The following is an 11410-nucleotide window of genomic DNA, read 5'->3' on the forward strand; positions in this document are numbered from 1 at the left end:
GGGTGTGCCGCCCGTGCTCAGCCGAGGCCGTCGTGCTCGCCCAGTTCCGGCGGCGGCCCGTAGCACGGGCGGTACCCGCCGACGCGGAAGGGACTGCCGACCAGTCGGTGTCCGCCCGTCTCCACCACCGCGTCGGGTGCTTCGGCCAGCGCCTGCGGCACCGTGCGCACCGCGGCGGCGGGCACTCCCAGCGGGCGCAGCCGGGCCTCCCAGCGCACGGCGGTGTCCACGGCGAGTGCCGCGGTCACGGCCGCGACGACCTCGTCGCGGCCGGCCGTGCGCTCGGCCATCGTGGCGTATCCGTCGATGCCCGCCTCGGCGGCGAAGGCGCGCCAGAAACCGTCGTGGGTGATGAACAGGGCCAAGTGCCCTTCGGCGGTCGGGAAGAGCTGGGCGGGCACGTAGTGGGCGTGCGCGCCACCGAGGCGGCGCGGCGCCGTGCCGTTGTTGAGCCAGGCGGAGGCGTGGTAGTTAAGCTGGGAGAGCATCACGTCCCGCAGTGACACGTCGACCTGGCCGCCGCGCCCGGACACGACCTGCGCCAGCAGGCCGAGCGCGGCGGCGAGGCCCGCCGAGTTGTCGGCGGAGGAGTAGCCGGGCAGTTGCGGCGGCCCGTCCGGTGCGCCGGTGAGCGCGGCGACGCCGGTGGCGGCCTGGACGACGTAGTCGAAGCCGGGCCGGTCCTCCGCGTCCAGGCCCCAGCCGGTGAGGGCGACGCAGACCAGCCGCTCGTTCCAGTGCCTGAGCGCCTCGTAGGTGAGGCCGTAGCGGCGCACGGCGGACGGTTTGAGGTTGACCAGGAGCGCGTCGGCGCCCCGGACGAGTTCGTGCAGCCTGCCCTGCCCCTCCGGGGTGGCCAGATCCAGGCGGACCGAACGCTTGCCCCGGTTGAGGCTGGCGAAGTAGGCGTCGGACACCTGCCGGGAGAGGTCGCCGCCGGGCGGTTCGAGCTTGGTCACCCGCGCGCCGAGGTCGGCGAGGAGCATGGTGGCGTAGGGGCCGGCCAGGATGTGCCCCACTTCCAGGACGCACAGCCCCGCGAGGGGGCCCGGCTCGCTCACCGGAACTCCGCGGCGATCGCCGCGACCGCGGCCCGGGTGCGCAGCTTGGAGGCGATCAGCTCGTCGCGGCCGTCACCGAGGGGCAGCAGGCGCACCGAGAGGTCGGTCACGCCGGCGTCCGCGAACCGGCCGAAGCGGTCCCTGAGGGCGCGCTCGTCGCCGGCCACGGTCAGGTCGCCGACGTCCCGGGCGTCGCCGTGCTCCAGGAGACGCTGGTAGTTCGGGGACACCTCGGCCTCGCCGAGGATGCGGTTGGCGCGTTCCCGGGCGGCGTCCACCTCGTGGGGCGCGCACAGGCACACCGGGACGCCGGCCACCACGCGTGGGGCGGCGCGGCCCGCCTCCTGGGCGGCCTTGGTGATGGTGGGGACGACATGGTCGGCGACCGTCCGTTCGTCCGCCATCCACAGCACGGTGCCGTCGGTCAGCGCCCCGGCGATCCGCAGCATCACCGGCCCCAGGGCGGCGAGCAGGACCGGGAGCGGGGCGACCGGCCCGATGCCCAGCGGGTTGTGCACCCGGAACACGTCGTTGTCGACGTCCACCGAGGCCGCGCCGCCGACCGCCGCGTTCAGCACCTCCAGGTAGGCGCGGGTGTACGCGGCGGGCTTCTCGTACGGCAGGCCGAGCATGTCCCGGACGATCCAGTGGTGGGAGGCGCCGACGCCCAGGGCGAGCCGTCCGCCGGCCACCGCGTGGGCGGACAGGGCCTGGCGGGCGAGGGCGACGGGGTGCTGGGCGTGGACCGGGACGACCGCCGTGCCCAGTTCGATGCGCGAGGTCACCTGTGCCATCAGGGTCACGGCGGTCAGCGCGTCGAAGTCGGTGGGCACCTGGGGCACCCAGACCGTGTCGAAGCCGGCTTCCTCCGCCCAGCGGGCGTCTTCGGCCATCCGGTCCGCCTTGTGGGCGGCGTCGCCCCGCTCGGGGCCGCTCATCACTCCGATGCGCATGTCTCTCCTTGGGTGAGGGCTCTGATGCCGGCGACGACGTCGGGCAGCGCGGTGCCGGTCGGGAACACGGCCGCCGCTCCCGCCTCGTAGAGGCGGTCGACGTCCCCGGCGGGGATGGTGCCGCCGACCACGACGGGGATGTCCTCCCCGCCGGCCGCGCGCAGCGCCTGGACCGTGCGGCGGGTCAGCGTGAGGTGGGCGCCGGAGAGGATGGAGAGGCCGACCAGGGCCACGTCCTCCTGTACGGCGGTGGCGGCGATGTCGTCGACGCGGCGCCGGATGCCGGTGAAGACGACCTCGAACCCGGCGTCCCGCAGCCCCCGGGCGACGAGTTTCGCCCCGCGGTCGTGCCCGTCGAGTCCGGGTTTGGCGATCAGCACGCGTGCCGTTGGTGTCATCAGAACACCACCGGCTGCCGGAACTCGCCCCACACCTCGCGCAGCGCGCCGGCCGTCTCGCCCACCGTGCAGTAGGCGTTGGCGCAGGCGATCAGGGGGCCCATCAGGTTGCCGTCTTCCTCCGCGACGCGTTTCAGCTCGGTGAGGCGGGCGCGCACGTCGGCGGCGCTGCGGTCGGCCTTGACGCGGGCGAGGCGTTTGAGCTGCCGTTCGCGGCCCTGGGCGTCGAGTTCGTAGGTGGCGAGGTCGGGCGGGGGTTCCTCGGTCGTGAACCGGTTGACGCCGACGACCGGGCGCTCGCCCGAGTCGACCTGCTGGTGGGCGCGCCACGCCTCGTCGGCGATGAGGCTCTGGAGGTAGCCGTCCTCGATGCAGCGGACCATGCCGCCGTGTGCCTCGAGGTCGGCCATGACCCGCTCGATGCGCTCCTCGGTGGCGTCGGTGAGGGCCTCCACGAAGTACGAGCCGCCGAGCGGATCGGCGACCCGGGTGACGCCGGTCTCGTGGGCGAGGATCTGCTGGGTGCGCAGGGCGAGGGTGGCGGACTCCTCGCTGGGCAGCGCGAAGGGCTCGTCCCAGGCGGCGGTGAACATCGACTGCACGCCGCCGAGGACGGAGGCCAGCGCCTCGTAGGCGACCCGGACGGTGTTGTTGCGGGCCTGCGGCGCGTACAGCGAGGCGCCGCCGGCCACGCAGCCGAAGCGGAACATGCACGCCTTGTCGGTCGTCGCGCCGAACCGCTCCTTGACGATGGTGGCCCAGCGCCTGCGTCCGGCGCGGTACTTGGCGACCTCCTCGAAGAAATCGCCGTGGGTGTAGAAGAAGAACGACACCTGCGGGGCGAACCGGTCGATGGTCATCCGGCCGCGCTCCAGCACGGTCTCGCAGTAGGTCACGCCGTCGGCGAGGGTGAACGCCATCTCCTGCACCGCGTTGGCGCCCGCGTCCCGGAAGTGCGCCCCGGCCACCGAGATGGCGTTGAAGCGGGGCACCTCGTCCGCGCAGAACTCGATGGTGTCGGCGATCAGCCGCAGCGACGGCTCGGGCGGCCAGATCCAGGTGCCTCGGGAGGCGTACTCCTTGAGGACGTCGTTCTGGATGGTGCCGGTGAGCTTCGCCCGGGGGATGCCGCGCTTCTCGGCGGCGGCGACGTAGAAGGCGAGCAGGATCGCGGCGGTGCCGTTGATGGTGAAGCTGGTGCTGATGCGGTCCAGCGGGATGGCGTCGAAGAGGATCTCGGCGTCGGCCAGGGTGTCCAGGGCCACCCCGACCCGGCCGACCTCGTCGGTGTACTCGGGGTCGTCGGAGTCGTAGCCGCACTGCGTGGGCAGGTCGAGGGCGACCGACAGGCCGGTGCCGCCCTGGTCGAGGAGGTAGCGGTAGCGGCGGTTGGACTCCTCCGGGGTGCCGAAGCCGGAGTACTGGCGCAGCGTCCAGGTGCGGCCCCGGTAGCCGGTGGGGTAGTTGCCGCGGGTGTAGGGGAAGGCGCCGGGGGCGGGCGGGTCGGCCGGGCGGTCGGCCGGGCCGTAGACGGGTTTCAGCGGGATGCCGGAGGCGGTACGGGCGTCGTCGGTCATGAGAGCTGGTCCTTCATCACCTTTCCGGTGGCGGTCAGCGGCAGGCCGGTGCGGAACTCGATGTGGCGGGGCACCTTGAAGCCGGCCATGTGCTCCTTGGCCCAGGCGATCAGCTCGGACCCGGTCACCTCGCCGCGCCGCACCACGAACGCCTTGCCCACCTGCCCGAGCCGGGCGTCGGGGACGCCGATGACGGCGGCCTGCGCGACGGCCGGGTGCCGCAGCAGGAACCCCTCGATCTCGGCCGGGTAGGCGTTGAAGCCGCCGACGACGAACATGTCCTTCTTGCGGCCGACGATCCGCAGCCGGCCCTCCGCGTCCAGTTCCCCGAGGTCGCCGGTGTGCAGCCAGCCGTCGGCGTCGACCGCCTCGGCGGTGGCCGCCGGGTCGTCGAGGTAGCCGCGCATCACGGAGTAGCCGCGCACCAGGACCTCCCGGTCGTCGGCGACGCGGACCTCGAAGCCCGCGCAGGGCCGGCCGACCGTGGTGGCGACGGCCTCGTAGGGGTCGCCCGGACGGGAGGCGGTGACGGTGCCGGCCTCGGTGAGGCCGTAGCCGGTCATCAGGTGGGTGAAGGGGAGTTCGGTGGTGATGCGGCGGACCAGTTCCACGGGGATGTCGGCCGCCCCGGTCACCGCCACCCGCAGCGAGGACAGGTCCCGGCCGCCGGGCGCCGCCAGCAGCGAGTGGTAGAGGGTCGGCGGGCCGGGCAGGACGGTCACCTTCTCCCGCTCCACCAGCTCCAGGACGCGGTCCGCGTCGAAGACCGCGAGCGGCAGCGCGGTCGCGCCCCGGATCAGGGAGGCGATCAGCCCCGCCTTGTAGCCGAAGATGTGGAAGAACGGGTTGACCATCAGGTAGCGGTCGCCCTGGCGCAGATCGGCGAGGTCGCACCACTCGGTGTACAGCCGCAGGGTCTGCCCGTGGGTGGTCATCACCCCCTTGGGGCGGCCGGTCGTCCCGGAGGTGAACACGATGTCGGCCACGTCGTCCTCGCCCACCTCCCGTTCCAGTGGCCGGCCGGAGCCGAGGAACCCGTCGGTCTCGAGGTCGATGACGGGCACGCCGGGCGGGCCGGTGAACTCCCGGCCCAGGAAGCCGTTCCGCACGAGCAGCACCTTGGCCCCGCCGCGCACCACGATGTCGTGCGCCTCCGCCTCCAGGAACCGGGTGTTGACCGGGATCAGCACAGCGCCGGCGGTCAGCGCCCCGAAGGCGGCGACGATCCACTCGGCCGAGTTCGGCGCCCACAGCGCCACCCGGTCCCCCGGTCCGACACCGGCCGAGGCGAACGCCCCGGCGGTGCGCCGGACGCGGTCGGCCAGTTCGACGAAGGTCAGACGCTGTGCGCCGTCGACGACGGCCTCGGCGTCGCCGAACCGCTCGGCGGCGTCCCGGACCAGGTGCGGGATGCTGCGCCAGGGCCCGTTGGCGGTCATGCGCCGGTCAGCCGGGTGAGGTGGTCGACGTGGGTGACCGGGCCGGCGGGACGGGGGGCGGTGCCCAGGGGCGGGCGGGCGAGCGCGCGAGAGGGCATGGGACGCTCCTTCACTCGATACGGTTGCGAGAATTGCACTCTCCCATGAGGAGAAGGTAAGTTCCATACCATGGCACGCGACCACGGTTTCCAGCCGGTACGGATCACCCGGGTCACCGAAGAGGCGCCGGACGTCCGTACGTTTGCCCTCGACGCCCCCCTCCGCTACCGCGCCGGGCAGTTCCTGACCTTCCGGGTCCGCGGGGTGCTGCGCAGTTACTCGATGTCGAGCTGCCCCGACACCGACGACGAGGTGTGCGTGACCGTCAAGCGGGTGCCCGGCGGGCTGGTCTCGGAGTGGATGTGCGCGGAGCTGAGGGCGGGTGACACCCTGGAGGCGGCCGGGCCGTCGGGGGCCTTCTGCCTGCGCGAGGAGAGCGCCGGACGCGCACTTGTCGCCTTCGCGGGCGGCAGCGGCATCACCCCGGTGTTCTCCCTGGTCAAGAGCGCGTTGACCGGCACCTCGCGGCCCGTGCGGCTGCTGACCGCGCACCGCGGCCGGGGGGCCGCCATCTTCTCGGCCGCCCTGGACGAGCTGGCCCTGCGGCACACCGAACGGCTGCGGGTGCGGCACCACCTGGACGACCGGGACGGCCTGGTCACCGCGGACGAGATCCTCGCCGTGGCGGAGGAGGACCTGCCGGGGAGCGACTTCTACGTGTGCGGGCCCGCCCCCTTCATGGACCTGGTCGAACGGACCCTCCTCGACGCGGGGGCGGATCCGGGGCAGATCGTCGTCGAACGCTTCACCCCACTGCCGTCCCCGGTGGCCGACGTGCCCGTCGGCGGCCCGGGTTCGGTCACGGTCGGGCTGCGCGGCGAGCGCCGGACCGTCCCGCAGCGCCCCGGCGAGACGCTGTTGCAGACCGCCCGCCGGGCCGGGTTCGCCCCGCCGTTCTCCTGCGAGTCGGGGGACTGCGCCACCTGCATGGCCCAGCTGACCTCGGGGGAGGTCAAGATGCGGGTGAACAACGCCCTGGACGCCGACGAGGTGGCCGAGGGCTGGGTGCTCACCTGCCAGGCGGAGCCGGTGACCACCGACGTGACCGTGATCTACGAGGGCTGATCCGCTCCACGAGCTTCGAACCGTTCGGCGAAGACTCCCGAGCACGACGACGACCGGAAGGCCGCGCATGGTTGAGCTGGAGATCCAGGACGGTCTGGCCGTCGTCACGATCGACCGTCCGCACGCCCGCAACGCCCTCGATCCGGCCACCATGGGGGAGCTGGAGAAGGCGCTGGACGCGGCCGAGGGGGCCGCGGCGCTGGCACTGACGGGGTCGGGCGACCGGGCCTTCGTGTCCGGCGGCGACCTGAAGGAACTGGCGAAGCTGCGCACCGAGGCGGAGGCCGGCCGCATGGCGCTGCGGATGCGCGCGCTGTGCGACCGGATCGCCGCCTTTCCCGGCCCGGTGGTGGCCGCGCTCAACGGGTCCGCGCTGGGCGGCGGCGCGGAGGTCGCCGTCGCGGCCGACATCCGGGTGGCCGCGGACGACGTCCGGATCGGGTTCAACCAGACCGCGCTGGCGATCGTGCCGGCCTGGGGCGGGGCCGAACGGCTGGCCCGGCTGGTGGGACCGGGCCGGGCCCTGCTGCTGGCCGCCACCGGCCGCGTCCTCGGTGCCGCCGAGGCGCAGCAGGCGGGACTCGTCGACGTGGTGCTGCCGCGCGCCGGGTTCGACGGGGGCTGGCGGGAGCTGGCCCGGCGGCTGGCCACCCGGCAGGCCCGCGAGATCAAGATGCTGACCACCCGTGCCCGCACACCCGAGGAGGCGGCCGCTGCCTTCGCCCGGCTGTGGGTGGCGGAGGAACACTGGGAAGCGGCGGAGAAGGTGATGTCCCGTGGCAGGTGAGGTCCGAGTGGAGGAGGGGCCGTTCGGCCCCGAGGTACGGCCCGAGGGGGCCGCCGGCGGTCCGAGCGTGCTGTATCTGCACGGCGACCCGCGGCTGGCCGGCACCCCGCAGGACGCGCTGCCCAGCGCCCGGGAGCTGACCCGGCTCACCGGGCAGGCGGTGGTGTGCGCGCGCTACCGCCCCCGGTTCCCCCAGTCCCTGGACGACGTGTACGCGGCCTGGGAGTACTGCCACGAGCGGGGTCCGGTGGCGGTGGCCGGCAAACGGCTCGGCGGCGCGCTGGCGGCGGGGCTGCTGCTGCGCCTGCGGGACGCGGGTGCGCCGCTGCCCACCCGCGCGGTGCTGACGTCCCCGTTGCTGGACTTCACCCTGGACGCGCCGAGCCTGCACGTCAACGCGGTCGCCGACCGCACGGTCGACGCCGGCGCGCTCCCCGTGCGGGCGGCCGCCTACGCGGGGGCCGCCCCGCGCGACCACCCGCTGCTCAGCCCGCTGCACGGCAACCTGCACGGGCTGCCCCCGCTGCAACTGCACGTGGCGGGTACGGAGGTGCTGCTGGACGACAGCCTGGCCTTCGCCACCCGGGCCGCGCACTCGGGGGTCGCCGTCGACCTGCGGGTCTACGAGGACCTGTCGGCGCAGGGGCTGAAGGCGCTGGGTGCCACGGCGGCGTTCCTGGCCGCACCGGACCGGTCGGCGGCGTTCAGCTCGTCCGAGCGCTGAGCGGCGGCGCCACCGGCGGCGGGTCACCGCCGCCGGTGGCCGGGCCGGTCCTCACCTGGCCGTGAGCAGCGACTCGGCGGCCCGCCAGGCCATCGCCATGACCGGCCCGTTGAGGTTGCCGGCCACCATCACCGGCAGCACCGAGGCGTCCACCACCCGCAGGTTGTCCACGCCCCGCACGCGCAGCTCCGGGTCGACGACGTCCTCCGGGGCGGAGCCCATCGCGCAGGTGCCGACGGCGTGGAAGCCGCAGTAGCCGCCGTCCAGCGCGGCGCGGACGATGTCCTCGTCGGAGTCGGCGGCCACCGCCGGTCCGGGGAACGTCTCGCGCTGGACGCGGGAGGCGATCGGGTCGGCGGCGAAGAACTCCCGCAGCCGCCGGAAGAGGTCGCCGGCCACCTCGCGGTCGTGCGCCGAGGCGAAGTAGCCGGGGTCGATGTCCAGGGCGGCGTCGGGTTCGGCCGAGGTGATGGCCAGGGAGCCCTCGGAGGTGGGCCGCAGCACCATCGCGCAGGCCGACACCCCGGGCTCCGCCTCCACCTCGGCGGGCTTGCCCGGCTTCAGCGCGCCCAGCGACCAGGGCGCCAGCAGCACCTCGGTGTCGGGCCGGTCGGCGTCCGGACGGGACTTGAGGAAGGCCATCACGTCGTAGGCGGGCCTGGCCAGCGGGCCTTTGCGGGTGAGCAGATAGGCGGCGCCGGTGCGGGCCTGGGCGAGGGAGCCGACCAGCTGCCGGTTGGCACCCAGCGGGGCGTTGAGGCGGAACCGGAGCGCCAGACAGCGGTGTTCGCGCAGTCGCGCGCCGACCAGGGGGCGGTCCAGGCGCACCTCCACACCGGCGGCGCGCAGGGTGCCGGCCGGGCCGATGCCGGAGAGCTGGAGCAGCTTGGGTGTGGCCAGGCTGCCGAGGCTGAGGATCACCTCGCGCCGGGCCCGTACCTCCTCGGTGGACCCGTCCGCCTTGCGCACGCGTACGCCGGTCGCCTTGTCCCCGTCGAACAGCACCCGGGTGACGGTGGTGTGCGGGGCGACGGACAGGTTGGGGCGGGAGCGGGCGGGGCGCAGGAAGGCCCGGGCGGCGCTGAAGCGCTGCCCGGCCTTGATGGTGGCCATGGCGTAGCCGATGCGCTCGCCGTCGTAGTCGTTGACGTCGTCCACCGGCCGCAGGCCGAGCGCCTCACCGGTGGCGATCAGTTCGTCGCACAGCGGGTCGGGGTCACGGACGGTGGACACGTGCAGGGGGCCGCCGGCGCCCCTGGTGGGTGAGGCGCCGAGCACGTTGTCCTCGATGGCCCGGAAGGCGGGCAGGATCGAATCCCAGCCCCATCCCGGGTTGCCGAGCGCCGCCAGGCCGTCCCAGTCGGCCCGGGTGCCCCGGTTGTAGACCATGCCGTTGACGGAACTCGAACCGCCGAGCACCTTGCCGCGCACCCACATGTCCGGGTTGCCGCCGGGGCGCGTCGGGCGGGTGCGGTAGTGCCAGGAGTAGGACGGGTCGCCGAAGAGCTTGCCGACGCCCTTGGGGATGCGCAGGTAGGGGTGGCGGTCGGGGCCGCCGGCCTCGATGAGCAGCACCTTGACGTCCGGGTCGCGGGAGAGCCGGTCGGCCAGCACGCAGCCGGCCGACCCGGCACCCGCGATCACGTAGTCGTACATCTCGTCACGCTCCTTCTTCGCGGTCGCGGTGGCCGACCGGGAACGGCGGGGTCAGGGTCTCGGTGCGTCGTCGCGGTACACCTGGCCGCCCTTCATCACGAACGTCACCCGTTCGGTGACGGTGATGTCGGTGAGGGGATCGCCGGGCACGGCGACGACGTCGGCGAGGAGTCCGGGCTCCAGGCGCCCCCGGTCGTCCGCGTCGATCAGGTCGGCGGCGACCGTGGTCGCGGCGCGCAGCGCCTGGAGGGGCCGCATGCCCCGGTCGACCAGGGCGCGCATCTCCAGGGCTCCCTTGCCGTGCGGGATCGCGGGGGCGTCGGTGCCCAGGGCGACCTTGACGCCGCGCCGGATCGCGCGGGCCGTGGACTCGCGGGCCCGCGGGAAGACGTCGGCGGCCTTGGCCCGCAGGGCGGGGTCGGCGTGCTCGGTGTCCATCCGCTCGGTCAGGCAGGTGGTGGCGACCAGGAAGGTGCCGCGCCGCGCCATCAGGTCGAGGGTGGCGTCACTGGCCAGGAAGCCGTGCTCGATGCAGTCGATGCCGGCCTCCACGGCGGCGCGGACCGCCGAGTCGCCCATGCAGTGCGCGGCGACCTTCACCCCCGCCCGGTGCGCCTCGTCCACGGCGGCGCGCAGTTCCTCGTCGGAGTACTGCTGGGCGCCCGCCGGGCCGGTGTGCGACATCACCCCGTTGGAGGCGCACACCTTGATGACCCGGGCGCCGTACTTGATCTGGTACCGGACCGCCTTGCGCACCTCGGCCACGCCGTTGGCGATGCCCTCCTCCACAGTCAGCGGCAGCACCCCGGGGGCGAACGCCTGGAACATGGTCGGGTCCAGGTGTCCGCCGGTCGGGGCGATGGCGTGTCCGGCCGGCACCACCCGGGGTCCTTCGGTCCAGCCGAGGTCGATGGCCTTCTTCAGCGCCACGTCGAGCAGGACACCGCCGGTCTGCACGAACAGGCCGAGGTTGCGGACGGTGGTGTAACCGCGGCGCAGGGTGCGGCGGGCGTTGGCCGCCGCGCGCAGGGTGCGCACGGCCGGGTCCTCCTGCACCGGGATGAGCGGGCTGCGGTGGTCGGGACCGCCGAGGAAGAGGTTGACCTCCATGTCCATCAGGCCCGGCAGCAGGGTGACGTCGCCGAGGTCGCGCACCACCGTGTCCTCGGGGAGGCGCTCGGTGCGGCCCACGGCGGTGATGTGCTCGCCCGTCACCAGCAGGGCGCCCGGTTCGACGAGTTCGCCCTTGTCGATGTCGAGCAGCCGGGCCGCACGCAGCAGCACGGGGGGCCGGGCGGCGCGGGACTCATGGGCCATGGAGGGGTCTCCGTGTCTGTTCGCTGGTCGGCACAGGACGCGGGCGGAGCCGCTGCGACACACGCGACGATAACAGCGATTTCCTCAGCGGAGAATACCGTTACCGCAGGCGTGCGCGGGGTGGTCCGCCCGTCAGCCACCGTCGGGGAACAGCTCCTCCAGGGCCCGTGCGGCGGACTCCAGCGGGCCGAGCGGCAGGCCGAGTTCCCCGGCGAGAGTGGCGGCCACCGAGAGGTCCTTGCGCAGGAACGGCTCCGCGCTCGCCGCCAGCGGCCGCACCCCGCCCCGGGCGGCACAGGCCGCCGACGCGCTGCTGGCCGCGCTGCCCCGGGAC

Annotated in this window: 10 protein-coding genes and 1 pseudogene; 3 read left to right on the forward strand and 8 right to left on the reverse strand. The window is 74.1% G+C overall.

The window, feature by feature from the left end; genetic code table 11:
- Positions 1-17: 17 nt before the first annotated feature.
- Genes ACTT8P_RS28545 through ACTT8P_RS28565 form a run of 5 tightly spaced genes read right to left on the reverse strand, consistent with a single transcriptional unit; the run spans position 18 to position 5428 of the window.
- The gene (locus ACTT8P_RS28545) at positions 18-1061 is read right to left on the reverse strand and encodes a CaiB/BaiF CoA transferase family protein (RefSeq protein WP_442834643.1); all 1044 of its coding nucleotides are present in this window, start codon (positions 1059-1061) and stop codon (positions 18-20) included.
- Complete coding sequence (locus tag ACTT8P_RS28550; protein WP_442834644.1) at positions 1058-2014, reverse strand: TIGR03564 family F420-dependent LLM class oxidoreductase; 957 nt, start codon at positions 2012-2014, stop codon at positions 1058-1060. The genes ACTT8P_RS28545 and ACTT8P_RS28550 overlap by 4 nt, the downstream gene beginning before the upstream one ends.
- On the reverse strand, positions 1999-2412 hold the full coding sequence (locus tag ACTT8P_RS28555; protein ID WP_442834645.1) for a cobalamin B12-binding domain-containing protein: 414 nt from the start codon (positions 2410-2412) through the stop codon (positions 1999-2001). The genes ACTT8P_RS28550 and ACTT8P_RS28555 overlap by 16 nt, the downstream gene beginning before the upstream one ends.
- Positions 2412-3989, reverse strand: coding sequence for a methylmalonyl-CoA mutase family protein (locus tag ACTT8P_RS28560; RefSeq protein WP_442834646.1), 1578 nt, complete (start codon positions 3987-3989; stop codon positions 2412-2414). Before ACTT8P_RS28560 ends, ACTT8P_RS28555 begins: the two co-directional genes overlap by 1 nt.
- Positions 3986-5428 carry a FadD3 family acyl-CoA ligase gene (locus tag ACTT8P_RS28565; protein WP_442834647.1) on the reverse strand — a complete coding sequence of 481 codons (1443 nt, stop codon included), beginning with the start codon at positions 5426-5428 and terminating at the stop codon, positions 3986-3988. The genes ACTT8P_RS28560 and ACTT8P_RS28565 overlap by 4 nt, the downstream gene beginning before the upstream one ends.
- Positions 5429-5596: 168 nt before the next feature.
- Between ACTT8P_RS28565 and ACTT8P_RS28570 the strand changes: the two genes are divergently transcribed.
- From ACTT8P_RS28570 to ACTT8P_RS28580, 3 genes are all read left to right on the forward strand, one after another.
- On the forward strand, positions 5597-6592 hold the full coding sequence (locus ACTT8P_RS28570; RefSeq protein WP_442834648.1) for a 2Fe-2S iron-sulfur cluster-binding protein: 996 nt from the start codon (positions 5597-5599) through the stop codon (positions 6590-6592).
- A 67-nt stretch (positions 6593-6659) separates the two neighbouring features.
- On the forward strand, positions 6660-7379 hold the full coding sequence (locus tag ACTT8P_RS28575; RefSeq protein ID WP_442834649.1) for an enoyl-CoA hydratase/isomerase family protein: 720 nt from the start codon (positions 6660-6662) through the stop codon (positions 7377-7379).
- Positions 7369-8103: an alpha/beta hydrolase fold domain-containing protein gene (locus ACTT8P_RS28580; protein WP_442834650.1), complete on the forward strand. Its 735-nt coding sequence runs from the start codon at positions 7369-7371 to the stop codon at positions 8101-8103. The genes ACTT8P_RS28575 and ACTT8P_RS28580 overlap by 11 nt, the downstream gene beginning before the upstream one ends.
- Positions 8104-8154: 51 nt before the next feature.
- Here the strand turns inward: ACTT8P_RS28580 and ACTT8P_RS28585 are convergent, their stop codons facing one another.
- The 3 genes and pseudogenes from ACTT8P_RS28585 to ACTT8P_RS28595 all read right to left on the reverse strand — a co-directional run.
- Positions 8155-9759, reverse strand: a complete 1605-nt coding sequence (locus ACTT8P_RS28585; protein WP_442834651.1) for a GMC family oxidoreductase — start codon at positions 9757-9759, stop codon at positions 8155-8157.
- A gap of 51 nt (positions 9760-9810) precedes the next feature.
- The gene (locus tag ACTT8P_RS28590; RefSeq protein ID WP_442834652.1) at positions 9811-11076 is read right to left on the reverse strand and encodes an amidohydrolase family protein; all 1266 of its coding nucleotides are present in this window, start codon (positions 11074-11076) and stop codon (positions 9811-9813) included.
- A 132-nt stretch (positions 11077-11208) separates the two neighbouring features.
- Positions 11209-11410 (reverse strand): annotated as a pseudogene (locus ACTT8P_RS28595) (hypothetical protein); the annotation flags it as partial.

The sequence above is a fragment of the Streptomyces sp. JW3 genome, assembly GCF_052216785.1.
Taxonomy (GTDB): domain Bacteria; phylum Actinomycetota; class Actinomycetes; order Streptomycetales; family Streptomycetaceae; genus Streptomyces.